The following is a 26,338-nucleotide window of genomic DNA, read 5'->3' as shown; positions in this document are numbered from 1 at the left end:
CGGGTGGAAATTGGCCAGCAGGCCCGGCCTATTCGCGGGTAAACCCGCTCCTACGACCGACAAACCTGAGCTAGAACGCTATTACGGCAATTGCACCTGCGGCTTGGTCGCGGCAAAGATCGCCCAACTGGAGACGAACAGCGCCGCGATCAACGGGCCGATCACGAAGCCGTTGAGGCCGAACACCGCCAGCCCGCCAAGGGTCGACACCAGGATCAGGTAGTCCGGCATGCGGGTATCCTTGCCCACCAGGATGGGCCGCAACACATTATCCACCAGGCCGATCACCAGCACCCCGAACGCGGTAAGCACCACCCCTGGCAGTATCGCCCCGGTCAGCAGGAAATACGCCGCCACCGGCGCCCAGATGATGCCCGCGCCCACCGCCGGCAGCAGCGACAGAAATGCCATCAGCACCGCCCACACCAGCGCACTCGGGATGTCCAGCACCCAGAAAATAAAGCCACCCAACGCACCTTGGGTAATGGCCACCAGCACGTTGCCCTTCACCGTCGCCCTCACCACACGATTGAACTTCAACTGCAAACGACGCTTCTGGTGTTCGGGCAGCGGTACGGCCATGCGCACCCGGCGCGCGACGTCCGGGCCATCACGCAGGAAAAAGAACAGCAGGTACATCATGATGCCGAAACTGATCAGGAACTCGAACGTGCCCTGGCCAAAGCTGAACGCCTGGCTGGCCAATACCTGGCTACCCTGGGTTGCCCACTTGGTGATCTTGTCACGCAACCCGTCGAGGTTACCCATGCCCATGTTGTCCAGGCCACGCTGGGCGAATGCCGGGAGCATGTCCTTGCCGCGCTCGACGTAACCGGCGATGTCCAGTTGCCCGCTTTCGATGCGCTGGTAAAGCGTGGCGCCCTCTTGTACCAGCAGCGCGCTGGTGATGATCACCGGCAGGATCGCCACAAGCAGGCACACCAGCGTGGAGGTGATTGCGGCAAGGTTACGCCGACGCCCGCAGCGGATCAGCAAGTTACGCTGCAGCGGGGCGAACAGGATGCCGAGGATCACCGCCCAGAAGATTGCGCCGTAATACGGCAGCAGAATCCAGAAGAAGGCAATGGTCACCAGCGCCAAAAGTACTGCCAGGGCTTTGTTCTGTAGCGCGGTTTCGTTCATCGCAGTTCCTCGAATGGCGTATGAGTGATTAGTGCACGCCATCTGGACAAAAGTGCCGCGCTCACTTGACGCAAATCAATACGCACCCTGTCCATCCCCCCTAGCATCGCCGCCTTTTTGCCCCGGTGCGCACATGAACCCTACTGCCAAGCCCGAACTGCTGGCCCCCGCCGGCACCCTCAAGACCATGCGCTACGCGTTTGCCTACGGCGCCGATGCGGTCTACGCCGGCCAGCCACGTTACAGCTTGCGGGTGCGCAACAACGCGTTCGATCACGCCAACCTGGCGCTGGGGATCGAGGAGGCGCATGCCCTGGGCAAGCGCTTCTACGTGGTGGTCAACATCGCCCCGCACAATGCCAAGCTCAAGACCTTCCTCAAAGACCTGGCACCCGTGATCGAGATGGCGCCGGACGCGCTGATCATGTCCGACCCTGGCCTGATCATGCTGGTGCGCCAGCACTTCCCGCAGATGCCGGTGCACCTGTCGGTGCAGGCCAACACCGTCAACTGGGCGAGCGTGCAGTTTTGGCAGCAACTTGGGCTGAGCCGGGTGATCCTGTCGCGAGAGCTGTCGCTGGACGAAATCGAGGAAATCCGCCAGCAGGTGCCGGGCATGGAGCTGGAAGTGTTCGTGCACGGCGCCCTGTGCATGGCCTATTCCGGCCGTTGTCTGCTGTCGGGCTACCTCAACAAGCGTGACGCCAACCAGGGCACCTGCACCAATGCCTGCCGCTGGAAATACGACGCCACGCCGGCCACCGAGAACGCCACCGGTGACATCGTGCGCCAAGTGCAGCCCACCCTGGGCCTGGGTGCACCCACCGACCAAGTGTTCCTGCTACAGGAAAGCAACCGCCCCGGCACTGAAATGCCAGCGTTCGAGGATGAACACGGCACCTACATCATGAACGCCAAGGACCTGCGCGCCATCCAGCACGTCGAGCGCCTGGCCTTGATGGGTGTGCATTCGCTGAAGATCGAGGGTCGCACCAAATCGCACTTCTACTGTGCCCGCGCGGTGCAGTCGTATCGCCAGGCGATCGACGACGCGGTGGCCGGGCGACCATTCGACCGCGCCCTGATGGGCAACCTCGAATCCCTGGCGCAACGCGGCTACACCGAAGGTTTCCTGCGTCGCCACGTACACGACGAGTACCAGAACTACCAGCGGGGCAACTCGGTGTCCGAACGCCAGCAATTCGTTGGCGAGCTGACCGGCGTGCGTATCGACGGCCTCGCCGAGGTCAAGGTGAAGAACCGCTTCGCCGTGGGCGACCATCTGGAGCTGATGACCCCGCGCGGTAACTACCACTTCGACCTGCACCGCCTGTGCAACCGCCAGCAGCACGCCATCGAGGTCGCACCGGGCGATGGCCATGTGGTGTACCTGCCGATCCCGGAACAGGTTGCCCTCGACTACGGCCTGCTGATGCGCGACCTCCGCATCGACGAAGCAACAAGCTGACAACACTGTAATGTGCACCTCAGCTACCTGACAGCCGGCGGCAGCGAACATCGTGGCTCTTCCGCATGAGGCCTCGCCATGTTGCGCAACCCCTCCCGCCGTACGTTTGTCAAAGGCCTGGGCGCCGCCAGCACGCTGGCGGGCCTGGGGCTGTGGCGCCCGCTGGCCCAGGCCGCCGAAGGCCGAGACCTGGCCGGCCAGCATTTCGAGCTGTTCATTGGCCAGACCCCGGTCAACATCACAGGCCGGCCGCGTACCGCACTGACCGTCAACAACAGCCTGCCCGGCCCGTTACTGCGCTGGCGCGAAGGTGATACTGTGACGTTGCGCGTGCGCAACCGACTGGCGCAGGACACCTCGATCCACTGGCACGGCATCATCCTGCCAGCCAACATGGACGGCGTGCCTGGCCTGAGCTTCGCTGGCATCGAACCCGGCGGCGACTACCTGTACCAGTTCACCCTGCGCCAGAGCGGCACCTACTGGTACCACAGCCATTCGGGGCTGCAGGAGCAAGCCGGGGTATACGGGGCGATCGTGATCGAGCCACGCGAGCCCGAAACGCACCGCTACCAGCGCGATCATGTGCTGCTGTTCAGCGACTGGTCAGACCAGGCGCCGGAACACCTGATGGCAACGCTGAAGAAGCAGTCCGACGCGTACAACTTCCACAAGCGCACGGTTGGCGATTTCATCGAGGACGTGGCCGAAAACGGCTGGAGCCCCACCGTCGCCGAACGCACGGCCTGGGCGCGCATGCGCATGAGCCCAACCGACCTCGCGGATATCAGCGCCGCCACCTACACCTACCTGCTCAACGGCCAACCACCGCAAGGCAACTTCACCTGCCTGTTCCAGCCAGGCGAAACCGTGCGCCTGCGGCTGATCAACGCCTCAGCCATGACCTATTTCGACTTCCGCATCCCTGGGCTGAAGCTGACGGTGATCGCCGCCGACGGTTTGCCGGTGACCCCCGTGAGCGTGGATGAACTGCGCATTGCCGTGGCAGAGACCTACGACGTGCTGGTAACCGTGGGCGACCAACCCGCCTACACCCTGTTCGCCCAGAGCATGGACCGCACCGGCTTCGCCCGCGGCACCTTGGCCCGTGCGGCCGGGCTGCAGGCACCGGTGCCAGCCCCCGACCCGCGCCCGGTGCTGAGCATGGACGACATGGGCCACGGCAGTATGGATGCCATGACGGGCATGGACCACGGCAACATGGCCGGCATGAGCCACGCCGCCATGCCGGCCATGCAGCAACACCCGGCCAGTGAAACCGGCAACCCGCTGGTGGACATGCAGACCATGGCACCGCGCCCCAACCTGGCCGACCCTGGCATAGGCCTGCGTGACAATGGTCGCCGCGTGCTGACCTACGCCGACCTGCGCAGCCCCTACCCCGACCCGGACGGCCGCCCGCCATCGCGTGACATCGAGCTGCACCTGACCGGCCATATGGAGCGCTTCGCCTGGTCGTTCGACGGCATCAAGTTCAGCGACGCCGAACCGCTGCGGCTGACGTACGGTGAGCGCGTGCGCATCACCCTGGTCAACGACACCATGATGACCCACCCCATCCACCTGCACGGCATGTGGAGCGACCTGGAAGACGAGCATGGCCAGTTCCTGGTGCGCAAGCACACCGTCGACATCCCGCCCGGCAGCCGACGCACCTACCGGGTGACCGCCGACGCGCTGGGCCGCTGGGCCTACCACTGCCACTTGCTCTACCACATGGAGAGCGGCATGCTCCGCGAGGTACGCGTCGATGAATGACACCCGCAACCGCAGCATCGTGGCAGGCGTGACGCTACTGACCTTGCTCGCCAGTGAACGGGCGATGGCCGCGGGTTTCGAACACACGAACCACGGCCAGATGGGCCATCAGGCCATGCCCATGAACCATGAAAGCATGGGCCATGGCCAGCCTTCCCTCAGCCAGCCTCGCACACCCCTGCCTGCCATCACCGACGCCGACCGCCGCGCCGCATTCCCGCTATTGCCAGGGCACCAGGCGCATGACCGGGCGCTGAACTGGGCAGTGATCGTGGACAAGCTCGAATACCAGAATTTCGAGAGCAGCAGCGCCCTGAACTGGAACGCCACCGCCTGGGTCGGCGGCGATATCGACCGCTTGTGGCTGCGCACCGAAGGCGAACGCGAACAGGGCAAGACCCACAAGGCCGAGCTGCAGGCGCTGTGGGGCCATGCCGTGAGCCCGTGGTGGGAACTGGTGGCCGGCGTACGCCAGGACTTCAAGCCTGCCAGTGGCCAAACCTGGGGCGCCCTCGGCATCCAGGGCACACCGTTGTATGGCCTGGAGCTGCAAGCCACCGCCTATGCAGGCGAACGGCAACAGACCGCGCTGCGTCTGGAAGCCGCTTACGCTATGCTGCTGACCAACCGCTGGATACTGGAGCCGACCCTGGAGGCCAACCTCTACGGGCGCAACGACGCCGGGCGCGAGCAAGGCGCGGGGCTGGCCGACAGCGAGGTGGGCCTGCGCTTGCGCTACGAGATCACGCGCGGCTTCGCCCCCTACGTAGGGCTCAGTTTCAACCGCCTGCACGGCTCGCGTGCCAGCCAGGCCCGAGAAGACGGCGAAGACCTGGGCCAGACCCGCCTGGTCGCCGGTATCCGCCTGCGTTTTTAGAGGAGTGCTTCACCATGCTGCGCAAACACCTGCTGACCCTGAGCCTGCTGGCCGTCACCGGCCTGGCCCAGGCCGCCGAGACCATCGACGTCTACCGCGATCCCAACTGCGGCTGCTGCAAGGCCTGGATCAGCCACCTGCGTGACAACGGTTTTATCGTCAATGACCACGTCGAGCCAAACATGAGCGCCGTCAAGCAACGCCTGGGCGTGGCGCCGCGCCTGGCGTCGTGCCACACCGGGATGATCGACGGCAAGTTTGTCGAAGGCCACGTGCCGGCCGAGCAGGTGCGCCTGCTGGCCAATCGCAACGACCTCAAGGGCCTGGCGGTACCGGGCATGCCCATGGGCTCGCCCGGCATGGAGATGGGTGACCACAAGGATGCCTACCAGGTCATCGGGGTGACCCAGAATGGCCAGGACACCGTGGTCGCCAACTACTGATGCTCAGCCTGGGGGCGCTGTTTCTCAGCGCCTTTGGTGCCGCCACCCTGCTACCGCTGCAATCAGAGGCCGTGCTGGTCGGTCTGTTGCTGCGCCAGCCCGAGGCATGGGCGATCCTGCTGCTGGTAGCCACCCTGGGCAACGTGCTCGGCTCGGTGGTCAACTGGCTGCTGGGCCGGGCCATCGAGCACCTGCGCGACAAACGCTGGTTCCCTTTCAGCGCTGCCCAGCTGGCGCGTGCGCAGCAGCGCTACCAACGCTGGGGGCAATGGTCGCTGCTGCTCAGCTGGATGCCGGTGATCGGCGACCCGCTGACGCTGATCGCCGGGATCATGCGTGAGCCGTTCTGGCGCTTCCTGTTGCTGGTGACCCTGGCCAAGGCTGGCCGCTATGCAGTGCTTGCGATGATTACCCTGGGCTGGTTTCACGCCTGGTAACACCTTTCAGGTTTCGCGTGGTCCACTGGCTGTTACAGTCGCCCCAATCAACCCGGCCCTACACGGAGTACCCCCATGCTGCGCGCATCCGCCCTTGCCCTGGCCTGCCTTGCCAGCAGTTCGGCCATCGCTGCCGAGTCGCCGACCTACGGCCCCCAGCTCGAAGGCTTCAGCTACCCGCACCCACTCAAGCATTTCGACTTCACCTCCCAGGGCCAGGCCCTGCAGATGGGCTACATGGACGTGCCCGCCCAAGGCCAGGCCAATGGCCACAGCGTGGTGCTGATGCACGGCAAGAACTTCTGCGCCGCCACCTGGGAAACCACCATCGACGCCCTGAGCAAGGCCGGCTACCGGGTCATCGCCCCCGACCAGGTCGGTTTCTGTACGTCGAGCAAGCCGGCGCATTACCAGTACAGCTTTCAGCAACTGGCCAACAACACCCATGCCCTGCTCGAACGGCTGGGTGTGAAGCAAACCATTGTGCTCGGTCACTCCACCGGCGGCATGCTCGCCACCCGCTATGCGCTGATGTACCCCCAGCAGGTGGAACGCCTGGCAATGGTCAACCCGATCGGTCTGGAAGACTGGAAAGCCCTCGGCGTGCCCTACCGCACCGTGGACCAGTGGTATGCCCGCGAGCTCAAGCTGGATGCCGAAGGCGTACGCGCCTATGAGCGCAAGACCTATTACGCCGGGCGCTGGAAGCCTGAATACGAACGCTGGGTGCAGATGCTGGTGGGCTTGAACAAAGGGCCAGGGCATGAAACGGTGGCGTGGAACTCGGCACTGATCTACGACATGATCTTTACCCAGCCGGTGTACCATGAGTTCAGGCACCTGCAGATGCCGACCCTGCTGCTGATCGGCGACAAGGACACCACGGCCATCGGCAGCGATATCGCGCCGCCGGAGTTGAAGGCCAAGCTGGGCAAGTATGCAGAGTTGGGGCCGCAGGTGGCCAAGCTGATACCCAAAGGTGAGCTGATCACCTTCGAAGGCATGGGGCATGCGCCGCAAATCGAGGAACCGGTGCGGTTCAATCGCACCCTGGTCGAATGGCTGGGCAAGTGAGCCAATGATTGGTCCCCCGTGGAAGCGCACAGGCTTTGGAATTTTGCGCAAGCCCGCTGCTGCCACAGGGTTCCTCTACACGTTCCAGACCAGCGCTTCTGTCCAGCCCAGCTCGGCAAAGTCGCCCGCCCGCAACTCGGCCTCTTCCTCGCAGAAAAACTCATCCAGCTGCGGCGGCCTGACCGCTGTATCACTGAGCATCGCGTGCACCTGCCCACGGTGATGCACCTGATGCTCGAACAGATGCGCCAGCAAACGCAGCCGCTGCTCGCGTTGCACCCGATCAGGCCGCACGACGCTCACATAGCGGCCCAGGTCGCCATCACTCAGCCCCCGGCAGTAGGCGATCAAACGGTGGTCAGCCTGGGCCTGCTCGGCATGCAGGTCGGTACAGGTGGCAAACGGCTGCTCCGGGTCGAAGAAGCGTTCGCCGTCGGCATCGGGCTGCTCGCCGCGCTGCTCGCACTCCAGCATATGCAGGTAGAACCAATCCACCGTCAGCAAATGGTTGAGGGTGGCCTTGATCGACGGGAAGAAGCTGCAACGCGGGGCGACGAACTCGTCCTGGGTCAGTTGCAGGCAGGCCTTGTACAGGCGGTGATTGGCCCAGCCATTGTTATAGGCCTGGGTCAGCAGATGATGCGATAACGGCTGCATGGTCGGCTCCTTTTCAGGCGAAGCGTTGCAGTTGCATCTCCCGCAGCCGGCTCAGGGTACGCTGGTACGGGAACGCCAGATAACCTTGAGTGTAGAGCGCATCGAGCGGCACCTGTGCCTCCAGGTACAACGCCACCCGGCGGTCATAGCATTCGTCGACCAGGGCGATGAAACGGCGAACCGCATCGTCCTTGGGCGACAGCGCAGGCAGTTCACGGTCGCCCGCCACTACCCTCGCCGCGCCATCTTCGGTGCCACGGGCAATACGCCCCGCCCGCTGCTCCCCGCCCAGCGCCGGAATGCCGGATACCAGAATCGAGGAAAAACGGTCACACAAGGCCATGAACTCCATGGCCGCCAGGGGTTGATCGCACAGATCGGTGAAACGACACCAGATAGCCTGCTCACTGCGCCGCACGACTTGAATGTGCCTTGAGCCAATAACCAAAGGCTGATCAGTGCCGGTATCTTCAGGGCTGAGCTGGCGAAACACCTTGCCCAACTGGCTGGCCTGCTCCGCCTCGGCTACCCAATAGCGCTGCCGCGCTTCACCGGGGTGCAGGCGGTGATCCTGCTCGCCCACTACTGGCAGTACCTGCATGTGACGACCAATGGCGGCGATGGCCGGCAGGAACCGCTCGCGGTTGAAGCCATCGCGGTAGAGCTGCTCGGGTGGCTGGTTGGAGGTGGCGACGATCACCACACCCTGATCGAACAATACCTGGAACAGGCGGCCGAGGATGATCGCATCACCGATGTCGTTGACGAACAGTTCGTCGAAGCACAGCACGCGGATTTGCCGCGCCAGCTCTGCCGCCAGGGCCAGCAGCGGGTCGGCCGTGCCGTTGAGCTGAAACAGGCGCTGATGCACCCAGGCCATGAAGTGGTGGAAGTGCTGGCGCCGGCTCGGTATGCGCAGACACTGGTGGAACTGATCCATCAGCCAGGTCTTGCCGCGCCCGACCGGGCCCCAGAGGTAGAGGCCCTGGGTGGGGCGGCCCTGCTCGAGGGACTGGAAGCAGCCTTGCAAGGCCTCGACGACGCGGGCCTGGGCGGGGTCAGCAACGTAGCCCTGAGTGCTCAGGGCTTGCTGGTAGAGGGTTTGGGGGTCGATGGCCATGGCCGCATTCTACCCGACTGCCACCCTCGGTGCAGGAGCGCGTCAGTCGGTCAGGCCGACCTTGAGTAGCGCGCCATCCTTGTCTTCCGTCAGTACATACAGGTACCCATCCGGCCCCAGCCGCACATCACGGATACGCGCCTTCAGGTCACCGAGCAACCGCTCTTCATGCACCACCTTGTCGCCGTCCAGTTGCAAGCGGATCAATTCCTGAGTGGCCAACGCACCGATGAACAGATTGTGGTCCCAGGCCTTGAACGTCGGGCTGTCGTAGAACGCCATGCCGCTGATACCCGGTGACTTGTCCCAGACATGGTGCGGGTCGACCATGCCGTCCACATGCTCGCCCTTGGCCTCGGGGATGGGCAGCAGCGAGTAGTTGATGCCGTGGGTCGCAATCGGCCAGCCATAGTTCTTGCCAGGCTTTGGAATGTTGATTTCATCCCCCCCGCGCGGGCCGTGTTCATGGGTCCACAGCTGGCCGGTCCAGGGGTTGAGCGCGGCACCTTGCTGATTACGGTGGCCGTATGACCAGATCTCCGGGCGCACGTTGTCCTTGCCGACGTAGGGGTTGTCTTTGGGCACTTCGCCGTCCGGCAGAATACGCACGACCTTGCCTTGCAACTTGTCCAGGTCCTGGGCAGTGGGGCGTTGGTTGTTCTCGCCCAGGGCGATGAACAGGTAGCCGTCGCGGTCGAACACCAGCCGCGAGCCGAAGTGGTTACCCACCGAGAGCTTGGGCTGCTGGCGAAAGATCACGGTGAAGTTCTCCAGCCGGGCGCGGTCTTCGGACAGCTGCCCGCGGCCGACCGCAGTTCCGGCCTTGCCGTCACTGCCCTCCTCGGCGTAGGACAGGTAGACGGTGCGGTCCTTGCCGAACTCCGGTGACAGCGCCACATCCAGCAAGCCGCCCTGGCCCTCGGCCCAGACCTTGGGTACACCGCTGATCGACGGGCCGACCTTGCCTTCGGCATTGACCAGCCGCAGGTTGCCGGCGCGCTCGGTCACCAGCATGTCCTTGCCGCCGGGCAGGAAGGCCAGTGCCCAGGGATTGCGCAGGCCATCGGCAAGCGTGCTGACGGTCAAGGTACCTTCTTCGCTGGGAAACCGCTGTTCGGACGCCGCATGCGCCCACAAGGGCAATAGCGCGGCGGCCGTCAGGCTGGCCAGCCAGGGTGTTCGTAGCATGCCGGATTCCTTTCAAGTGGGCTTAAGGCGCACGTGGGTTGTCGCGCGGTGGCCGGGTGGGTTCCAGGTTCGGGGTTTGCTGTTGGCGGCGCAGGTTGTCGCCATTGCCGATGCCACGATTGTCCAGGGTGGGTGGGCGCTGGTACGGGGCGGTGGACGGGCCACGTACCGGTGGCGCAGCCGGCATGCTGCCTTGACGGCTGTTGGGGTTGGCCCGCTGGATCGGGCTGTTGTAAGGGTTGTTGTTGCCGGCAGCACGTTGCACGGGCTGCTGCGCAGCCGCGTACGCGGGCAGGCACAAGGCCAGGCCGAGGGCCAGGATGGGCAATGTCGGGGTCATGCTTCACCTCCTGTACGAAAATGCCGCGCCTGGTGGATTTGATAGCCTAAGGCGCGAGGGGTTCGCGGCAAAAGTGTGAATGCGGGTGGAGATGATTCCTGATGTTTCAGTATGGGCCTCGGAGTGCTGCTTTGCAGCCATTCGCGGGCGCGCCCGCTCCCACGGTCACCCACAGATTTCTGGCCTGTGAGACACGTGTGGGAGCGGGCTTGCCCGCGAATGGCCGCAAAATCTACTGGCCGTTGTCCACCTTGTGCCGCGCCGCATACAGGCACAGCATCTCCATGGCCAGGGTTGCCCCGGCCAAAGCGGTGATATCGGCATGGTCATAGGCTGGCGCCACTTCCACCAAGTCCATGCCTACCAGGTTGATGCCACGCAGCCCCCCCAGAATCTCCAGCGCTTGCACCGTGCTCAGCCCGCCACACACCGGTGTTCCGGTACCGGGCGCGTAGGCCGGATCGAGGCAGTCGATGTCGAAGGTCAGGTACACCGGCCGCTCGCCCACCCGCTGGCGAATCGCCGCAATCACCGCCTCTGTGCCCTGGCGGTGCACCTGCCGAGCATCGAGAATGGCAAAACCCTGGCTGTCGTCATTGGTCGTGCGCAGGCCAATCTGCACCGAGTGGGCCGGGTCAACCAGGCCTTCGCGGGCGGCATGCCAGAACATGGTGCCGTGGTCGATGCGTTTGCCCGCCTCGTCTGGCCAGGTGTCACTGTGCGCATCGAAATGAATGAGCGCCAGCGGGCCATGGCGGCGGGCGTGAGCCTTGAGCAGCGGGTAGCTGATGAAGTGATCGCCACCGAGGGTGAGCATGGCGCAACCCGCCTGCAGAATATGCTCGGCATGGGCCTCGATGCTGCCCGGTACCGACTGCGGCGTGCCGCTGTCGAAGGGGCAGTCACCATAGTCGATCACCGCCAGGTGGTCGAACGGGTCGAACGCCCACGGCCAGTGGCGGGCCCAGGCCTGCTGGACCGAGGCAGTACGGATCGCCCGCGGGCCGAAGCGCGCGCCGGGGCGGTTACTGGTGGCCGTGTCGAACGGCACACCGCTGACCACCACATCCACACCGCGCAAGTCGCGGCTGTAGCGGCGGCGGGAAAAACTGACAACACCGGCGTAGGTGCTTTCTGCGGCGGTCCCATACAGGCTATCGCGGGTAATTGCCTGGTCGTTGCTTGCGGCTTGGTCCACGGTCGGGCTCCTTGATTGTCATGGGCTACTGCCGGCTGCGGAAGGCGGTCCACAGACGGTTGCGTTGGCGCAGGTCGGCCAGGGCCATGCTGCGGTCGGCATACAGGCGCTGACGCACCTCGGCCGACGGGTAAATATCCGGGTCGTTGCGCACCGCTTCGTCCACCAGCGGCGTGGCAGCCTGGTTGGCGTTGGCGAAGAACAGCGTGTTGGTCAGCGCTGCCACCGACTCTGGCTTGAGCATGAAGGCGATGAACGCCCGGGCGGCCTCGGGGTGCGGGGCGTCCTTGGGGATGACCAGGTTGTCCTGCCATACCAGCGTGCCTTCGCGGGGGATGCGGTAGATCACCTCGAACGGCTTGCCGGCACGGCGGGCCTGGTCGGCGGCCATCGCGGCATCACCGTTGTAGGTCAGCGCCAGGCACACGCTGCCATTGGCCAGGTCGTTGATCTGCCGACCGTTGGCGACGTAGCTGATCGACGGCTGCAACTGGCTGAGCAGGTTCTGCGCGGCGGCCAGATCACCCTTGTTCTGGCTGTAAGGGTCCTTGCCCAGGTAGTTCAGGGCTACGCCGATCACCTCCTGGGGCGAGTCAGGTATGGCGATGCCGCAACCCTTCAGGCGGGCGGCGTACTCGGGCTTGAACAACAGGTCGAGGCTGTCCAGCGGTACATCGCCAAGGCGCTGGCGTACCGCCTCCACATTCACCCCCAGGCCCAGCGTGCCCCAGGTGTACGGCACAGCATGGCGGTTGCCGGGGTCAACCTCGGCCAGTTTGCCCAGCAGGTCCTTGTCGAGGTTGTCGTAGCCAGGCATGGCCTGAGCATCCAGCGGTTGCAGGGCATTGGCCTTGAGCGCCCGGGCCAGCACGGTGGAGGACGGCACCACCACGTCGTAGCCGCTACCACCGGTCAGCAGCTTGGTTTCCAGCACCTCGGGGGTGTCAAAGGTGTCGTAACGCACCTTGTAGCCGGTTTCCCGTTCGAAGCGCTGCAGGGTTTGCGGGGCAACGTAATCGGCCCAACTGTAGAGGTTGACGACCTTTTCTTCGGCCTGCAGCGGCAGGGCCAGAACCAGAGACAAAAGGCACAACGATCGACGCATGGCGGACACCTCGGTAAATGGGTGGATGCCGCGAGCATGCCAGCCGGGTTACATTGCACCAATGGCAAGTTTGCAAAGCTGACATTCACCAGGAGCAATGTAATGCTGGGACAAGTGCACGATCCCGACCTGCACCTGCTGCGGCTGTTCGTCACTGTAGTCGAGGCGGGTGGCTTCAGCGCCGCTCAAGGCGTGCTGGGCCTGAGCCAGCCCACCATCAGCCAGCGCATGGCGCAACTGGAGGCACGCTTGGGTTACCGCCTGTGCAGCCGCGGCAAGGGTGGTTTTCGCCTGACGGAAAAAGGTGAACTGCTATTGGACGCGGCGCGTGGGCTGCTGCTGAACATCGAGCAGTTTCGCCAGCAGGCCAACGGCGTTGCCGGGCGGCTGCTGGGAACTGTGCGCATAGGCATGGCGGAAAATCAGGACAAGGCGGTGAGCCTGAAACTGGCGGCGGCCATTGCGGCATTTCGCAGGCGAGAGGAATCGGTGCAACTGGAGCTTGTCAGTGCACCGCCGGCAGAGCTGGAACGGCTGTTGCTGGAGCAGCGGCTGGACTATGCCATCAGCTACTTTTCCGGCAACCAGGCAGCCTTTGATTACCAGCCCTTGTTCGCGGAGCGGCAGCGGCTGTATTGCGGCAGGGGGCATGAGCTGTATGGGGAAACGGATGTTGGGCTTGAGCGGTTGCTGGACATGGACCAGGTGCGCCATCCGTACCGTTTTCTCAAAGGGGGCGAACCGTTCCAGAGCAGACGCAGTACGGCAGTGGCGGAGCAGATCGAAAGCGTGCTGACGTTCATTCTGTCGGGACGGCATATTGGCTACTTGCCATGCCACTGTGCACAGGGCTGGGAGGCCGAGGGGCTGTTATGGGCGCTGGACCCTGAGCTTGATTTTGGGGTGCCGTTCACCCTGGCCCGGCACCGGGCACAGGGGGTTGGCGAGGCAGCCCATGTATTTGCGCAGGATTTGCTGGCGGCGTTTGCCTGAATCGGCCCCTTCGCGGGTAAACCCGCTCCTACGCCGGATCGGGGGTGGACACCTGTCGGTGGCTGGGCACAGGCACCGTCGTGTAGGAGCGGGGGTGGACACCGGTCGGTGGCTGGGCACAGGCCGTCGTGTAGGAGCGGGTTTACCCGCGAACAGGCCGGCCCTGCTGGCCAATTTCAACCCGCCGTTCACCGTCGCCGCCACCACCGTATTCGCGGGTAAACCCGCTCCTACAGGGGCTCATAACGTCTGAAGACGGCGCTGTGGTAGGAGCAAGCGGGTTTACCCGCGAACAGGCCCGTTCAGGCGACCACAATCAGTAAGCCATGCTCCAGCTCAGCGTGTAGGTACGCCCGCGCCCCTGGTAGTCATACAGATACGCCGGCCCGTAGGTCGGCGAATAGAACAACGTCGCGCGCTGTCCCCATACCGTGCTGTACTGCTTGTCCAGCAGGTTCTGGATACCGGCACTGAAGGTGCCGAAACCGGTGTCCTGGCTGCCCAGCAGGTCGAAGGTGGTGTAGCCGTCAATCTCGTGATCAGCATCGTCCTTCAGGCTGAAGGCATGGTTGGCCTGCAACCGCGCACTGCGCCCATCGGCCTTCCAGCCGACGAACGCGGTGGCCTTGGATAACGAAGCGTATCGGGCATCGCGCTTGATCCAGCCGCCGTCGGCGGCCTCTTCCTCGGAGCGTGTCATGTGCAATGTGCCGCCAGCTTCCCAGCCGGTCTGGAAGTGCCGGGTCAGTGCCCCTTCAAAGCCGAAGTCGCGGCTTTTCTGATCTTCCACATCGATGGTCAGCGTTTGCGAATCGACGTTGATGATCTTGTCCGACCAGATGTAGTACAGCGCTGCCTGTGCATCCCAGTCCAGGTCGGCATAGCGCCAGCCCAATTCCACCTGGCGGCTCTTGATACCGGCCAACGGGTTATCGGCCACGCTCAGGCCCGGCTTGCCGTAGTACTTGGCCGGGTCAGGCAGGTCGAAGCCTTCGCCATAGTTGCTCCACACCTGGTGGCCGTTCTTGAAGTCGTAGATGGCACCGACGTTGAACAGGTTGACCTGATAGTCGTTACTGCCACCTGGCACACCCTTGAAGTCGCTGACATCAACGTCCATCTGCTGCCGCCGGGCACCACCGGACAATGTCAGGTTGTCGGTGGCATGCCAGTCCAGCTGGGCATACACCGACACACCATCCACCCGGTAGCTGGGGTAGCGTGCGGCCTTGCTGTCTTTTTCCAGCTCCAGGCCACCCGACTCGGACGAGGTCTGGGCGTTGAAGGTGGTCTGCTCCGCGTTGAAGCGCTCACGATCCAGATCAACGCCGTAGGTCAGCTTCAGCGTATCCCACTGTTTGGCAAACAGGCCCTTGAGGCTGGTGACCTCGAAGTTCTGCTGCGAGGCGGCAAAGTACACCCCGCGCGAGCCGGTGGGTGTGGCACGGTTGTAGTACGGGAACGGGTAGAAGTTGTCGTCTTCCTTGCGGTACGAGGCCTGCAGGTAGAAGTCCTGGCCCAGCACGTCGGTGTGGTGGTAATTGGCATTGAGCAGCAGGCGCCGCGTACGCGGCTCCAGGTCCGATGAATAACCGCTGCGCAGCTCGGCGTCTTCCAGGTCGGATGGCGCGTTGTAGTTCAGGTTGGGGAAGTAGATACCCGTGCTGCCGTGGTTGCCCGAGTCGTAGTACTGGGCCAACAGGTCGAGGCTCTGCTGGTCGTTCAGCTGCAGGCCCAAGGTACCGAGTACGTCGATGGTGCGGTTGTACTGCAGGTCGGTCTGGGTGTTGTCGATGAAGATCTGGTCGCCAGCACCATCGTAGAAGGCTTCGTTCTGCTCACCGGAAACCCCCAACCGGGCATTGACCCGCTCGTTGCCGCCGCTGACCGACTGGGCGAAACGCGTAGCCAGGTCGTCGCTGTTGTTGAAACCACTGCTGGCCCCCAACTGGGTCTCGAAGCGCGCCGGGCCGGGCTCGCCCTTCTTGGTCACGATGTTGATGATGCCGCCGGTGGCACCACCGCCGTAGATGGCGCTGGCGCCAGACAGCACTTCGACGCGCTCGACGTTGAACGGCGAAATGCTGTCGAACTGACGCGACAGGCCGCGTGAGCTGTTCTGGCTGACCCCGTCGATCATCACCAGCACGTTGCGCCCACGCATGTTCTGGCCGTAATTGGTGCGCCCTTCCGGCGCCAGGTCAAGGCCCGGCACCAGCTTGCCGATGGCTTCCTTCAGGCTGACGCCGCTGTCGATCTGCTCGCGCAATTGCTGCTGGTCGACCACCCAGACGGTCCCGGGGATTTCGCTGATGGCGGTGCTGGTGCGCGAGGCTACGCTGACCTCGATCGGCTTGAGGTTGACCGCCTGCGGCGCGGCCTCGGCCTTGCGCAGGGTGACGGTGCGAGCCTCGCTGAACTGCCAGCTCATGCCGCTGCCGGCCAGCAACTGCTGCAGGGCCTGCTCGACACTGTAGTTACCCTGCAACGCCGGGCTGACCTGGCCGGCGACATCGCCTGTGGTGTACAGCAGGTGCAGGCCGGCCTGGTCGGCGAAGGTGGTCAGCGCCTGGTCCAGTGGTTGGGCTGGCAGGTCGAGCTGGACCTGGCGAGCTTGCATCTGGGTCTGTTCGGCGGTCGTCGCGGCCCCTGCGTGCAGGGGACCGAACAACAAGGCCAAGGCACTGCAAGACATCAAGGCATGGTGAAAAGAACCGCGACGGCGGTGCAAGGGCTTGAGCATCAGAGGCACGAATGAGCTTCCTGACAAGTCGTAAATGAGAATGGGTTGCTGATCAGTCTCACTACGACGATCTGGCTTGCAGGAACTTGCAGTGCCAAATGAAAAATATTTTTATTTCTGTCCGGCCTCTTCGCGGGCAAGCCCGCTCCTACAACGACTGCGCCCGCCTGAATATCGTGCGACCTGTGCAGGAACGGGCTTGCCCGCCAAGAGGACGGTACAAGCTCATCAATGCACTACGGCCAACCACGGCAGGTAGGTCACCTTCAGGCCATACCGCTGCTCCAACGTCCGCAACAGGGCCTCAGGTTCATCCAGGTCGAACACCCCGCTCACCTCCATCGCAGCCAGCTTGCTGTCGGACAACACAATGCGCCCATGCCGGTAACGCTCAAGCTCCGTCAGCACCTGCCCCAGCGGCTTGCCGTTGAAGATCAGCTTGCCCCGCTGCCAGGCCATCTGCGTGACGGCATCGGCCGCCACCGCCAGTTGATGTTCACCCACCCTGGCTTCACCGCGAGCCAACACGACGTGGCCATCGCGCTGCACGCTGAAGGTGGCGGCATTGCCCTGCACCCGCGCACCGGCCGTATCGACCACAAACGGTCGTGAATCATCGGCGGTCTCGAACAGTGCCTCACCCGCATCGAGTACCACACGCCGCTCATGCTCGTTGAACGCCACGCTCAAGGCACTGGCGCTGTTCAGCGTCACCCGCGTGCCATCTGTCAGGGTAATGACCTGCCGCTCGCCCACGGCGGTGTGATAATCGGCCAGCAGCATCGGGGCTTGCTGCCAACCCGCCACCGCGGCGACCAGCAATACCACCGATGCCGCCACACCCGCCTGTTTCAGTCGGCCGCGGCAATGGCGCAGGGCCTGGCCGATGTACTTCGCCACCATGCTCTCGGAAACCCCCAGGCGTTGAGCAACCTGCTTCTGGGTCAGGCCCTCGACACGGTTGAGCAACAGCGCCTGGCGGGCATTGTCCGGTAACTGCAACAGCGCCTGGTCAAGAATCTGCAAGCGCTCACGGGCCAGCAACGCCGCCTCGGGTGCCGGCGCCGGGCAGGCCACCTCACAGGCTCCGTCGCTGTCGTCGTGGCTGGCGGCGATGCGTTGCTCACGGCGCAAGGCGTCAATCGCCAGGTTGCCCGCCACGCGGAAGATGAAGCTGCGCGCGTGCAGCACCGGCACCGCCTGCTCGTCGATGTTCACCAGCTTCAGGTAGGTTTCCTGGGCCACGTCGGCGGCACGCTGGCGGTCGCTCATGCGCCGCGTCAGAAACTGCAGCAGGTCGTCGTAGTGCTCCTGGAAACTTGCCAGCAGGCCCGACATGGGTGAAGTCAGCATGATTGGGGAACAGCCAGTAAGAGAGGTTAGCGGGCGTTAATGAGAAACAGTATCTTTCATATCAACCGATACTTTCAACGTCGACGCGCATTTGCCACACTGCCAGCTCCACTCCGGCAAGGTCACAGCCCATGACTGCCCGTCTGTACCGCAACACCCGCCTGTTCCTGGTCCTGCTGCTGACCTGCGGGCTGGCGGCCTGTGCGCTGTTCCAGCCACGCGACCCGGTGAACATCAGCGTGATCGGCATCGAACCACTGCCCGGGCAGGAGCTGGAACTGCGCATGGCGGTGAAAATGCGGGTGCAAAACCCCAACGAGGCGCCGATCGATTACAACGGCATCGCCTTGAACCTGGAAGTGAACGGCCAGCCGCTGGCCGCCGGGGTCAGCGACCAGCAGGGGCACATTGGCCGTTACGACGAAGCGGTGATCGTGGTGCCGGTCAGCATCACGGCGTTTTCCTTCCTTCGCCAGGCCTATGGGCTGGGCAAGCTGGATTCGCTGCAGGGGCTGCCCTACAAGCTGCGCGGCAAACTGGCCGGCGGGCCGCTGGGGACCGTGCGCTTTACCGATGAAGGCAGGCTGGACCTGCCCAAGGGCACCTACTGGTAAGCACCAAGCGGGAGTGCTCAGCGGTTGGCGCTGGCTGCGGCCATCAGCTTGTTGACTTCGCTGCGCACCATGCTGGCGTATTCAGGCGGCGTCATGCCGTCCAGTTCGGCGCGCACCCACTCGGCCCATTTGCCCTTGCGCCGTGGCTTTTCGGCAATCAGCCGGGCGGCTTCGCCCTTGGCTTTGCCCAGGTTGTTCTGCCACATCTCGAACAGCCGGGCCTTCTCTGCCTCGATCTGCGCCCGTTCCTCGAAGCTCATGTTGGCCAGATTGAAACTCATGAAGTTACCTGCAGGTTTGAAAATGGCCGCTATCTTACACCCAGGCAACCCATCATCGGAAAGCCGCCGCAACTTTCCCGACGTGGCGGCATCCATTGTTCACACTCCCATTGACGAGGACGAGTTCATGGCCCGGAAAAACGCCACGCTGACGGACAGCGATCAGATCAAGGACCAGGTATTCAGCGAACTGCAATCGCTGATAGAGGAATCGGAAAAACTGCTGAACGACAGTGCCGCCCTGGTCGGCGAAGAAGCAGAGACGCTGCGCGCCCAGGTAAGCCTGAAACTTCGTCAGGCTCGCCAGGCGGCCAGCAACGTGCGCAGCAAGGCGCAACCGGTGGTGGACGCCACCCAGGACTACATCGGCGGCCACCCCTGGCAAACCGTTGCCATTTCCGCCGGCCTCGGGCTGGTAGTGGGGCTGCTGCTGGGTCGGCGCCATTAAGGCCTGCGCCGCCTGGTGCACATCAGGCGGCCAAAGCCTGCGGGATGCCGCTGTGGAAGCGCAGTTCCTGGTCTGGTGACTGGATCAGCTCCATTTCCGCAGCGCGCACCAGCTCGACGCGGCGGGCGATGTCCGCCTCGTCTCCGTAGTTGTGCGCCAGTTTCAGGTAGCCCTGGTAGTGGCGCGCTTCGCTTTTCAGCAGCCCGTGGTAGAAGCGGCCCAGTTCTTCATCCAGATGCGGCACCAGCGCAGCAAAACGTTCACAGCTGCGCGCCTCGATGAACGCCCCCACCACCAGCGTATCCACCAGCTTGACCGGCTCGTGGGCGCGCACCAGCCGGCGCAACCCTGACGCATAACGCCCCGCCGACACCGGGCGCAACGGCACACCGCGACGCTTCATGAGGCGTAACACCTGTTCGTGATGCACCAGCTCCTCGCGGGCCAGGCGCGACATCATGTTGATCAGATCAAGGTGAGTGTTGTACTTGGCGATCAGGCTCAAGGCCGTGCTGGCGGCCTTGAACTCGCAGTTCTTGTGGTCGATCAGCAGGGTTTCCTGGTCGGCGAGCGCCGCTTCGATCCAGGCGTCTGGCGTCGGGCAGCCAAGAAAGGCGTCGATTTCGGGGATCAGGGACATAAGCGTGCAACCACACAGAACAGGCAGGGTCGGCGATTATACCGGCGGCGGCTGGCGACGCCAGTGACTATGCTTGATGTACATCAAGCGCTGGAGGGGAAAGCGCCGACTATAGTCAGGCACTGGTCGCCATCATCGAAGGGAGTTAACGCCCATGCAAGCCGTCCGCAGCATCCTCGTCGTCCTCGACCCCACACACGCCCATAGCCGGGCGCTTACGCGGGCCAAGCTGATCGCTGGCATCACCGGCGCACGCCTGCACTTGCTGATGTGCGACAAACGGCATGATCACAGTGCGCTGCTGAGCCTGCTGAGCAGCCAGTTGCATGATGACGGCTTCGACAATGTCACCCATGAAGAGGGCTGGCGCGACAACCTGCACGACACCATCATCCATGTACAGCAGGCCGAAGGCTGCGAACTGGTGATCAAGGATCACCGTCCGGACAACCCGCTGAAAAAGGCCCTGCTTACCCCCAGCGACTGGAAGCTGCTGCGCCAATGCCCGTGTGCCGTGCTGATGGTCAAGAGCGAGCGGCCGTGGACCGGGGGCAAGATCCTGGCGGCGGTGGACGTGGGCAACCAGGACGAAGACCACCGCCGCCTGCATGCCAGCATCATCGACCACGGCTTCGAGATTGCCAAACTGGCCAAGGGAGAACTGCATGTCATCAGCGCCCACCCCTCGCCGATGCTGTCAGCGGCGGACCCGACGTACCAGCTGAGCGATACGATCGAAAAGCGCTACCGTGAAGCGTGCAAGGCGTTCCAGGTCGAATACGGCATCAGCGAAGAGTGCCTGCATGTGGCCGAAGGGCCGGCGGATGTGTTGATTCCACATACCGAGCAGAAGCTCGATGCCGTGGTGACGGTGATGGGCACGGTGTGCCGCACGGGGATTTCCGGGGCGTTGATTGGTAATACCTCGGAGGTGGTGCTGGATGCGCTGCAGGGTGATGTGCTGGTGCTCAAGAGCGAGGAAGCCATCTCCCACCTGGCGGAGCTGGCCCGCGGCTGAGTAGGCAATATGCAGGCCCCTTGTAGGAGCGGGTTCACCCGCGAATGCGTCATTGATTTCAACGCCACATTCGCAGGGAAACCCGCCCCCAAGGTTCCGTTGCCGCCCGGGAATCTAGACCAACGCCTCCCGCACCTTCGGGTCAAGCCCCTCCCCCGCGTGGGCCTCGCTCCATTCCGCCAGCTGCCGGCGCATCGCCGGCGTCCAGAAGCTCTGCATATGCTGCCGCACCCCTTGCACCGCCAGCGCCCGGTCTGGCTCGCTGTCGAAGTAATGGGCAATCTGGTTGGCCATCTTGACCAGGTTTTCGCTGCTCATCGGCGAACCTCGGCTTTCTCCGCAGTACGGCGCTCTTTCAGCAGGCGCTGCTGTTCATCACTGAAGTCCTGGTAGCGCTTTTGCCATTGCGATGGCTGGAACACTTTCACCACTTCCACTGCCGTCACCTTGTACTCGGGGCAGTTGGTGGCCCAGTCGGAGTTGTCGGTGGTGATCACGTTGGCCCCCGACTCGGGGAAGTGGAAGGTGGTGTACACCACGCCCGGCGCCACCCGCGTACTGACCTTGGCACGCAGCACAGTCTGCCCGGCGCGGCTGCCGATGCCGACCCAGTCACCGTCGTGGATACCACGGCTTTCAGCGTCGGTCGGGTGGATTTCCAGGCGGTCGGCGTCATGCCAGGCGACGTTGCCGGTACGCCGGGTCTGGGCGCCGACGTTGTACTGGCTGAGAATGCGCCCGGTGGTCAACAGCAACGGGTAGCGGTTGTTGACCTTTTCGTCGGTGGGCACATAGCCGGTGAGCATGAAGCGGCCCTTGCCACGCACGAACTGGTCGATGTGCATGGTCGGCGTGCCGTCTGGCGCGGCGTCGTTGCACGGCCACTGCAGGCTGCCGTGGCGGTCGATTTCAGCGTAGCTGACACGACGGAAGGTCGGCGTCAGGCGGGCGATCTCGTCCATGATCTCGGAAGGGTGGCGGTAGTTCATCGGGTAGCCCAGGGCGTTGGCCAGGGCCACGGTAGCTTCCCAGTCGGCCTTGCCGGCCAGCGGCTCCATGACCTTGCGCACCCGCGAAATACGCCGCTCGGCGTTGGTGAAGGTGCCGTCCTTTTCCAGGAACGAACTGCCCGGCAGGAACACATGGGCGAACTTGGCAGTTTCGTTGAGGAAGATGTCCTGCACCACCACGCACTCCATGGCGAGCAAGGCCGCCGTGACGTGCTGGGTGTTGGGGTCGCTCTGGGCGATGTCCTCACCCTGGCAGTACAGCGCCTTGAAGCTGCCATCCAGCGCCGCTTCGAACATGTTGGGAATGCGCAGACCCGGGTCGGGCTGCAGGGTCACGCCCCAGGCCTGTTCGAACTCGGCGCGCACGCCCTCGTTGGAGACATGCCGGTAGCCGGGCAGCTCGTGGGGGAACGACCCCATGTCGCACGAGCCCTGCACGTTGTTCTGCCCGCGCAGCGGGTTCACCCCTACCCCTTCTCGGCCGATGTTGCCAGTGGCCATGGCCAGGTTGGCAATGCCCATCACTGCGGTACTGCCTTGGCTGTGCTCGGTCACGCCCAGGCCGTAGTAGATCGCCGCGTTGCCGCCGGTGGCATACAGCCGGGCCGCAGCGCGGATCTGCTCAGCGGGCACACCACAAACCGGGCCGAGCACCTCGGGGGCGTTTTCTGGCAGGCTGACGAAGTCGCGCCAACGGGCGAAGTCTTCGGTTTCGCAGCGGGCATCGATGAAGCGCTGGGCCAGCAGGCCCTCGGTGACGATCACGTGGGCCAGGGCGTTGAGCATGGCCACGTTGGTGCCCGGGCGCAGTTGCAGGTGCAGGTCGGCGCGGGCGTGCGGCGAGTCGACCAGGTCGATGCGCCGTGGGTCGATCACGATCAGCCGCGCCCCCTGGCGCAGGCGGCGCTTGAGTTGCGAGCCGAACACCGGGTGGGCGTCGGTGGGGTTGGCGCCGATCACCAGCACAACGTCGGCCTGCATCACCGAGTCGAAGCTTTGCGTGCCGGCTGACTCACCCAGGGTCTGCTTCAGGCCATAACCGGTGGGCGAATGGCATACTCGTGCGCAGGTGTCGACGTTGTTGTTACCGAACGCCGTGCGCACCAGTTTCTGCACCAGATAGGCTTCTTCGTTGGTACAACGGCTGGAGGTGATGCCGCCGATGGAGTCGCGCCCGTACTTGAGCTGAATGCGGCGGAACTCGCTGGCAGCATAGGTCACGGCCTCGTCCCAGCTGACTTCCTGCCACGGGTCTTCCAGGCGCTTGCGGATCATCGGTTTGGTGATGCGGTCCGGGTGGGTGGCGTAGCCCCAGGCAAAGCGGCCCTTGACGCAGGCGTGGCCGTGGTTGGCGCCACCGTTCTTGTCCGGGACCATGCGCACCAGCTGGTCACCCTTGATTTCGGCGCGGAACGAGCAGCCAACGCCGCAGTAGGCGCAGGTGGTAATGACCGAACGCTCAGGCTGGCCCAACTGCACCAGGCTCTTTTCCGTGAGGGTCGCGGTCGGACAGGCCTGCACGCAGGCGCCGCACGACACGCATTCGGAAGCAAGGAAGTTTTCGCCCCCCGCTGCCGCCACCCGCGATTCGAAACCACGCCCGGTAATGGTCAGGGCGAACGTACCCTGGATGTCCTCGCAGGCGCGCACACAGCGGCTGCAGACGATGCACTTGCTCGGCTCGTAGTCGAAATACGGGTTGGAAACGTCTTTTTTCTCGTCCAGGTGGTTGGCGCCGTCATAGCCGTAGCGCACCTCACGCAGGCCCACCTGGCCGGCGACGGTCTGCAGCTCGCAGTTGCCGTTGGCCGAACAGGTCAGGCAGTCCAGCGGGTGGTCGGAAATGTACAGCTCCATCACGTTGCGACGCAGGCCGGCCAGACGCGGGGTTTCGGTGCGCACCACCATGCCTTCGCTGACTGGCGTGGTGCAGGATGCCGGGTAGCCGCGCATGCCTTCGATCTCCACCATGCACATACGGCAGGAGCCGAAGGCTTCGAGGCTGTCGGTGGCGCACAGTTTGGGGATGCTGGTGCCCAGCATGGCGGCGGCGCGCATGACCGAGGTGCCAGCCGGCACGCTGATGGCGCGGCCGTCGATGCTCAGGCTGACCTGCACTTCGCTTTCGCGGGCCGGGGTGCCGAGGTCGCTGCTTTTATCAGAAGCGGGGTCGAAGAAATTGATCACTGTGCGGCCTCCGTGGTGGTCAGCCCAAAATCGGCGGGGAAGTACTTGAGCGCGCTGGCCACCGGATAGGCAGTCATACCGCCCATGGCGCACAGCGAACCGTACTGCAGGGTGTCGCACAGATCGCGCAGCAACAGCGCCTGGTCGTGGCGCTCGGTGATGTCGCTGCTGGCGATCAGCCGGTCAACCACTTCCATACCCCGGGTGGAGCCAATGCGGCACGGGGTGCACTTGCCGCAGGACTCCTCGGCACAGAACTGCAGGGCGAAACGCGCCATGCTGGCCATGTTCAGCGTATCGTCGGCCACCACCACACCGCCGTGGCCGAGCATCGCGCCCACGGCAGCAAACGCTTCATAGTCCAATGGGGTGTCGAAATGGCTGGGGGGTACCCAGGCACCAAGCGGGCCACCGACCTGCGCAGCCTTCAGCGGGCGGCCACTGGCCGTGCCACCGCCATAGCCTTCCACCAGCTCGCGCAGGGTCAGGCCGAACGCGCGCTCTACCAGGCCACCCTGGCGAATGTTGCCGGCCAGCTGGAACGGCATGGTGCCCAGCGATCGGCCCATGCCAAAATCGCGATAGAACGCTGCACCCTTGGCCAGAATGATGGGCACCGAGGCCAGGGTAAGCACGTTGTGCACCAGCGTTGGCAGGCCGAACAGCCCTTGCAGTGCAGGCAGCGGTGGCTTGGCGCGGACGATGCCACGCTTGCCTTCGATGGATTCAAGCAGCGCGGTTTCTTCGCCGCAAATATAGGCGCCGGCGCCCACCCGTACTTCCAGGTCGAACGCCTGGCCGCTGCCGGCTACGTCAGCCCCCAGGTAGCCAGCGTCACGCGCGATGGCGAAGGCCTGGTCGAGTACCCGGATGGCGTCGGGATACTCCGAGCGCACATAGATGTAGCCCTTGTCGGCACCCACGGCGAGGCCGGCAATGATCATGCCCTCGATCAGCAGGAAGGGGTCGCCCTCCATCAGCATGCGATCAGCGAACGTGCCCGAGTCACCCTCGTCGGCGTTGCACACCACGTACTTCTGCCCGGCACCAGCGTCACGCACGGTGCGCCACTTGATGCCGGCCGGGAACGCCGCGCCACCACGGCCACGCAGCCCGGAATCGAGTACTGCGGCAACCACTTCGGCACCGTCCAGCGCAACGGCAGCCTCGAGGCCCGCGAACCCGCCATTGGCACGATAGTCGTCCAGCGACAATGGCCGGGTAATGCCAGCGCGAGCGAACAGCAGGCGTTGCTGGGTCTTGAGATAGGGTATTTCTTCGACCGGCCCCAGTGCCAGCGAGTGGCCACCGGTTTCGCCCGCCAGGGCATCAAGCAGTGACGGCACATCGTGTGGCGTAACCGGACCGAAACCCAGGCGCCCTTGCGCACTGTCGCACTCGATCAGCGGCTCCAGCCAGTAAAGCCCGCGCGAGCTGGTGCGCTGGATGTCCAGCGGCAACTGGCGGCGCTCGGCCTCGCGCAGCAGGGCCTCGGCAACCTGATCGGCACCCACGGCGCGGGCAACCGAATCACAGGGAATATACAGCTTCAGCATGCTGAGTCCTCCTGGCAACCGTTGACCAAGTCCCGCAGGCGCTCAGGGGTGAGGCGCGCGTGCACCTGGCCGTCCAGCTCCAGCGCTGGCGAGCAGGCACAGGCACCCAGGCAGTACACCGGGCGCAGGCTGATGGCCCCGTCAGCGCTGGTGCCGTGGTCGTCCAGTGCCAACTGTTCACGCAACTGCGCGGCCAGGGCTTCAGCGCCACGGCTCTGGCACGACTCGGCACGGCACAGGCGCAGGGTGTGACGAGCGGGCGGCGCGGTGCGGAAGTCGTGATAAAAACTGATAACCCCACGCACTTCAGCCAGGCTGAGGTTGAGCGCATGGGCGATCTCGGGGACCGAGGCATCAGGGATGTAACCAATCTCGTGCTGGACGGCATGCAGGATCGGCAACAGGGCACCTGGGGTGTCCTTGTCGCGGTCCAGAATACGCTGGATCACAGGCAGGTGGAGCAATTCATCAGGCATACAGCGGACCTCGGCATCACGGACCCTGCCTGAATGTTTGAAAGGGCAGGTTTCCGGCGTGTTCTGCTGCGGCGCACCGTCCACGTCACAGTTGCGTGGTACTGGCGGCCTCCTCGCCCACGGCCGCACGTCTGCGCGCACTGACCCTTGGGCATCCTGCTAGCATGGCACTTGTGGCGCCGAGGGGTTG

At 64.2% G+C, this 26,338-nt stretch carries 25 protein-coding genes; 10 read left to right on the top strand and 15 right to left on the bottom strand.

Annotation, left to right across the window (positions count from 1 at the left end; translation table 11 throughout):
- Nucleotides 1–81 precede the first annotated feature (81 nt).
- On the bottom strand, nucleotides 82–1,143 hold the full coding sequence (locus ACF8RA_RS23625) for an AI-2E family transporter (protein ID WP_176684908.1): 1,062 nt from the start codon (nucleotides 1,141–1,143) through the stop codon (nucleotides 82–84).
- Nucleotides 1,144–1,276: 133 nt separating this feature from the next.
- On the opposite strand from ACF8RA_RS23625, the gene yegQ reads away from it, so the two are divergent.
- The 6 genes from yegQ (at nucleotide 1,277) to ACF8RA_RS23595 (ending at nucleotide 7,221) form a co-directional block, all read left to right on the top strand.
- Nucleotides 1,277–2,611: a tRNA 5-hydroxyuridine modification protein YegQ gene (gene yegQ, locus ACF8RA_RS23620; RefSeq protein ID WP_392487666.1), complete on the top strand. Its 1,335-nt coding sequence runs from the start codon at nucleotides 1,277–1,279 to the stop codon at nucleotides 2,609–2,611.
- Between the two features lie 81 nt (nucleotides 2,612–2,692).
- On the top strand, nucleotides 2,693–4,390 hold the full coding sequence (locus tag ACF8RA_RS23615) for a copper resistance system multicopper oxidase (protein ID WP_370844436.1): 1,698 nt from the start codon (nucleotides 2,693–2,695) through the stop codon (nucleotides 4,388–4,390).
- Nucleotides 4,383–5,267, top strand: coding sequence for a copper resistance protein B (locus ACF8RA_RS23610; RefSeq protein WP_392519630.1), 885 nt, complete (start codon nucleotides 4,383–4,385; stop codon nucleotides 5,265–5,267). The genes ACF8RA_RS23615 and ACF8RA_RS23610 overlap by 8 nt, the downstream gene beginning before the upstream one ends.
- Before the next feature lie 14 nt (nucleotides 5,268–5,281).
- A complete protein-coding gene (locus ACF8RA_RS23605; protein ID WP_392519629.1) occupies nucleotides 5,282–5,710 on the top strand; it encodes a DUF411 domain-containing protein in 429 nt (142 codons plus the stop codon).
- The gene (locus tag ACF8RA_RS23600; protein WP_003248912.1) at nucleotides 5,710–6,147 is read left to right on the top strand and encodes a YqaA family protein; all 438 of its coding nucleotides are present in this window, start codon (nucleotides 5,710–5,712) and stop codon (nucleotides 6,145–6,147) included. The genes ACF8RA_RS23605 and ACF8RA_RS23600 overlap by 1 nt, the downstream gene beginning before the upstream one ends.
- Before the next feature lie 75 nt (nucleotides 6,148–6,222).
- Nucleotides 6,223–7,221, top strand: coding sequence for an alpha/beta fold hydrolase (locus ACF8RA_RS23595; RefSeq protein ID WP_392519628.1), 999 nt, complete (start codon nucleotides 6,223–6,225; stop codon nucleotides 7,219–7,221).
- A gap of 75 nt (nucleotides 7,222–7,296) precedes the next feature.
- Here the strand turns inward: ACF8RA_RS23595 and ACF8RA_RS23590 are convergent, their stop codons facing one another.
- The 6 genes from ACF8RA_RS23590 to ACF8RA_RS23565 form a co-directional block, all read right to left on the bottom strand.
- The gene (locus ACF8RA_RS23590) at nucleotides 7,297–7,878 is read right to left on the bottom strand and encodes a DinB family protein (RefSeq protein WP_176684902.1); all 582 of its coding nucleotides are present in this window, start codon (nucleotides 7,876–7,878) and stop codon (nucleotides 7,297–7,299) included.
- A gap of 13 nt (nucleotides 7,879–7,891) precedes the next feature.
- Nucleotides 7,892–8,998: a cell division protein ZapE gene (zapE, locus tag ACF8RA_RS23585; protein WP_176684901.1), complete on the bottom strand. Its 1,107-nt coding sequence runs from the start codon at nucleotides 8,996–8,998 to the stop codon at nucleotides 7,892–7,894.
- Between the two features lie 42 nt (nucleotides 8,999–9,040).
- The gene (locus ACF8RA_RS23580; RefSeq protein ID WP_176684900.1) at nucleotides 9,041–10,186 is read right to left on the bottom strand and encodes a PQQ-dependent sugar dehydrogenase; all 1,146 of its coding nucleotides are present in this window, start codon (nucleotides 10,184–10,186) and stop codon (nucleotides 9,041–9,043) included.
- A 22-nt stretch (nucleotides 10,187–10,208) separates the two neighbouring features.
- The gene (locus ACF8RA_RS23575) at nucleotides 10,209–10,526 is read right to left on the bottom strand and encodes a hypothetical protein (RefSeq protein ID WP_176684899.1); all 318 of its coding nucleotides are present in this window, start codon (nucleotides 10,524–10,526) and stop codon (nucleotides 10,209–10,211) included.
- Nucleotides 10,527–10,758: 232 nt separating this feature from the next.
- Nucleotides 10,759–11,724, bottom strand: coding sequence for an agmatinase (gene speB, locus ACF8RA_RS23570; protein WP_176684898.1), 966 nt, complete (start codon nucleotides 11,722–11,724; stop codon nucleotides 10,759–10,761).
- 25 nt (nucleotides 11,725–11,749) lie between these two features.
- Nucleotides 11,750–12,829, bottom strand: a complete 1,080-nt coding sequence (locus ACF8RA_RS23565; protein WP_176684897.1) for an extracellular solute-binding protein — start codon at nucleotides 12,827–12,829, stop codon at nucleotides 11,750–11,752.
- A gap of 102 nt (nucleotides 12,830–12,931) precedes the next feature.
- Here ACF8RA_RS23565 and ACF8RA_RS23560 point away from each other — a divergent pair, with 102 nt between their 5' ends.
- Nucleotides 12,932–13,822: a LysR family transcriptional regulator gene (locus ACF8RA_RS23560; RefSeq protein ID WP_392519627.1), complete on the top strand. Its 891-nt coding sequence runs from the start codon at nucleotides 12,932–12,934 to the stop codon at nucleotides 13,820–13,822.
- A gap of 316 nt (nucleotides 13,823–14,138) precedes the next feature.
- Here ACF8RA_RS23560 and ACF8RA_RS23555 read toward each other — a convergent pair whose 3' ends face one another.
- Nucleotides 14,139–16,565, bottom strand: a complete 2,427-nt coding sequence (locus tag ACF8RA_RS23555; RefSeq protein ID WP_392519633.1) for a TonB-dependent receptor — start codon at nucleotides 16,563–16,565, stop codon at nucleotides 14,139–14,141.
- Nucleotides 16,566–16,793: 228 nt separating this feature from the next.
- Nucleotides 16,794–17,918 carry a sigma-70 family RNA polymerase sigma factor gene (locus tag ACF8RA_RS23550; protein ID WP_209964759.1) on the bottom strand — a complete coding sequence of 375 codons (1,125 nt, stop codon included), beginning with the start codon at nucleotides 17,916–17,918 and terminating at the stop codon, nucleotides 16,794–16,796.
- Nucleotides 17,919–18,049: 131 nt separating this feature from the next.
- Here ACF8RA_RS23550 and ACF8RA_RS23545 point away from each other — a divergent pair, with 131 nt between their 5' ends.
- Nucleotides 18,050–18,532 (top strand): LEA type 2 family protein, encoded by a 483-nt coding sequence (locus ACF8RA_RS23545; RefSeq protein WP_176684894.1) that lies wholly within the window; start codon nucleotides 18,050–18,052, stop codon nucleotides 18,530–18,532.
- Between the two features lie 17 nt (nucleotides 18,533–18,549).
- Here the strand turns inward: ACF8RA_RS23545 and ACF8RA_RS23540 are convergent, their stop codons facing one another.
- The gene (locus ACF8RA_RS23540) at nucleotides 18,550–18,813 is read right to left on the bottom strand and encodes a hypothetical protein (protein WP_003248880.1); all 264 of its coding nucleotides are present in this window, start codon (nucleotides 18,811–18,813) and stop codon (nucleotides 18,550–18,552) included.
- A gap of 127 nt (nucleotides 18,814–18,940) precedes the next feature.
- Between ACF8RA_RS23540 and ACF8RA_RS23535 the strand changes: the two genes are divergently transcribed.
- Entirely contained in the window at nucleotides 18,941–19,261 is a 321-nt protein-coding gene (locus tag ACF8RA_RS23535) for a YqjD family protein (protein WP_176684893.1), read from the top strand.
- Nucleotides 19,262–19,283: 22 nt separating this feature from the next.
- On the opposite strand, the gene ACF8RA_RS23530 is transcribed toward ACF8RA_RS23535, so the two are convergent.
- The gene (locus ACF8RA_RS23530) at nucleotides 19,284–19,901 is read right to left on the bottom strand and encodes a tRNA-(ms[2]io[6]A)-hydroxylase (protein ID WP_003248869.1); all 618 of its coding nucleotides are present in this window, start codon (nucleotides 19,899–19,901) and stop codon (nucleotides 19,284–19,286) included.
- 154 nt (nucleotides 19,902–20,055) lie between these two features.
- Between ACF8RA_RS23530 and ACF8RA_RS23525 the strand changes: the two genes are divergently transcribed.
- Nucleotides 20,056–20,919 carry a universal stress protein gene (locus ACF8RA_RS23525; RefSeq protein ID WP_176684892.1) on the top strand — a complete coding sequence of 288 codons (864 nt, stop codon included), beginning with the start codon at nucleotides 20,056–20,058 and terminating at the stop codon, nucleotides 20,917–20,919.
- Between the two features lie 114 nt (nucleotides 20,920–21,033).
- On the opposite strand, the gene ACF8RA_RS23520 is transcribed toward ACF8RA_RS23525, so the two are convergent.
- The 4 genes from ACF8RA_RS23520 to ACF8RA_RS23505 are packed head-to-tail and all read right to left on the bottom strand — an operon-like array spanning nucleotide 21,034 to nucleotide 26,148.
- Entirely contained in the window at nucleotides 21,034–21,237 is a 204-nt protein-coding gene (locus ACF8RA_RS23520) for a formate dehydrogenase subunit delta (RefSeq protein ID WP_392461044.1), read from the bottom strand.
- A complete protein-coding gene (gene fdhF / locus ACF8RA_RS23515) occupies nucleotides 21,234–24,116 on the bottom strand; it encodes a formate dehydrogenase subunit alpha (RefSeq protein WP_176684891.1) in 2,883 nt (960 codons plus the stop codon). The genes ACF8RA_RS23520 and fdhF overlap by 4 nt, the downstream gene beginning before the upstream one ends.
- Nucleotides 24,113–25,672 carry a formate dehydrogenase beta subunit gene (locus ACF8RA_RS23510; RefSeq protein WP_392487658.1) on the bottom strand — a complete coding sequence of 520 codons (1,560 nt, stop codon included), beginning with the start codon at nucleotides 25,670–25,672 and terminating at the stop codon, nucleotides 24,113–24,115. Before ACF8RA_RS23510 ends, fdhF begins: the two co-directional genes overlap by 4 nt.
- Entirely contained in the window at nucleotides 25,666–26,148 is a 483-nt protein-coding gene (locus tag ACF8RA_RS23505) for a formate dehydrogenase subunit gamma (RefSeq protein ID WP_209964750.1), read from the bottom strand. The genes ACF8RA_RS23510 and ACF8RA_RS23505 overlap by 7 nt, the downstream gene beginning before the upstream one ends.
- Nucleotides 26,149–26,338: the final 190 nt, after the last annotated feature.

The organism is Pseudomonas sp. FYR_5 (assembly GCF_043106315.1).
Taxonomy (GTDB): domain Bacteria; phylum Pseudomonadota; class Gammaproteobacteria; order Pseudomonadales; family Pseudomonadaceae; genus Aquipseudomonas; species Aquipseudomonas putida_Y.
This window is presented reverse-complemented; position numbering and strand designations above follow the sequence as displayed.

Bases quoted from the DNA above. Each gene is read 5' to 3' on its own strand.
- ACF8RA_RS23625 (WP_176684908.1), bottom strand. From the start codon at position 1,143: ATGAACGAAACCGCGCTACAGAACAAAGCCCTGGCAGTACTTTTGGCG.
- yegQ (WP_392487666.1), top strand. From the start codon at position 1,277: ATGAACCCTACTGCCAAGCCCGAACTGCTGGCCCCCGCCGGCACCCTC.
- ACF8RA_RS23610 (WP_392519630.1), top strand. From the start codon at position 4,383: ATGAATGACACCCGCAACCGCAGCATCGTGGCAGGCGTGACGCTACTG.
- ACF8RA_RS23605 (WP_392519629.1), top strand. From the start codon at position 5,282: ATGCTGCGCAAACACCTGCTGACCCTGAGCCTGCTGGCCGTCACCGGC.
- ACF8RA_RS23600 (WP_003248912.1), top strand. From the start codon at position 5,710: ATGCTCAGCCTGGGGGCGCTGTTTCTCAGCGCCTTTGGTGCCGCCACC.
- ACF8RA_RS23595 (WP_392519628.1), top strand. From the start codon at position 6,223: ATGCTGCGCGCATCCGCCCTTGCCCTGGCCTGCCTTGCCAGCAGTTCG.
- ACF8RA_RS23590 (WP_176684902.1), bottom strand. From the start codon at position 7,878: ATGCAGCCGTTATCGCATCATCTGCTGACCCAGGCCTATAACAATGGC.
- zapE (WP_176684901.1), bottom strand. From the start codon at position 8,998: ATGGCCATCGACCCCCAAACCCTCTACCAGCAAGCCCTGAGCACTCAG.
- ACF8RA_RS23580 (WP_176684900.1), bottom strand. From the start codon at position 10,186: ATGCTACGAACACCCTGGCTGGCCAGCCTGACGGCCGCCGCGCTATTG.
- ACF8RA_RS23575 (WP_176684899.1), bottom strand. From the start codon at position 10,526: ATGACCCCGACATTGCCCATCCTGGCCCTCGGCCTGGCCTTGTGCCTG.
- ACF8RA_RS23565 (WP_176684897.1), bottom strand. From the start codon at position 12,829: ATGCGTCGATCGTTGTGCCTTTTGTCTCTGGTTCTGGCCCTGCCGCTG.
- ACF8RA_RS23560 (WP_392519627.1), top strand. From the start codon at position 12,932: ATGCTGGGACAAGTGCACGATCCCGACCTGCACCTGCTGCGGCTGTTC.
- ACF8RA_RS23555 (WP_392519633.1), bottom strand. From the start codon at position 16,565: ATGCTCAAGCCCTTGCACCGCCGTCGCGGTTCTTTTCACCATGCCTTG.
- ACF8RA_RS23550 (WP_209964759.1), bottom strand. From the start codon at position 17,918: ATGCTGACTTCACCCATGTCGGGCCTGCTGGCAAGTTTCCAGGAGCAC.
- ACF8RA_RS23545 (WP_176684894.1), top strand. From the start codon at position 18,050: ATGACTGCCCGTCTGTACCGCAACACCCGCCTGTTCCTGGTCCTGCTG.
- ACF8RA_RS23540 (WP_003248880.1), bottom strand. From the start codon at position 18,813: ATGAGTTTCAATCTGGCCAACATGAGCTTCGAGGAACGGGCGCAGATC.
- ACF8RA_RS23535 (WP_176684893.1), top strand. From the start codon at position 18,941: ATGGCCCGGAAAAACGCCACGCTGACGGACAGCGATCAGATCAAGGAC.
- ACF8RA_RS23530 (WP_003248869.1), bottom strand. From the start codon at position 19,901: ATGTCCCTGATCCCCGAAATCGACGCCTTTCTTGGCTGCCCGACGCCA.
- ACF8RA_RS23525 (WP_176684892.1), top strand. From the start codon at position 20,056: ATGCAAGCCGTCCGCAGCATCCTCGTCGTCCTCGACCCCACACACGCC.
- ACF8RA_RS23520 (WP_392461044.1), bottom strand. From the start codon at position 21,237: ATGAGCAGCGAAAACCTGGTCAAGATGGCCAACCAGATTGCCCATTAC.
- ACF8RA_RS23510 (WP_392487658.1), bottom strand. From the start codon at position 25,672: ATGCTGAAGCTGTATATTCCCTGTGATTCGGTTGCCCGCGCCGTGGGT.
- ACF8RA_RS23505 (WP_209964750.1), bottom strand. From the start codon at position 26,148: ATGCCTGATGAATTGCTCCACCTGCCTGTGATCCAGCGTATTCTGGAC.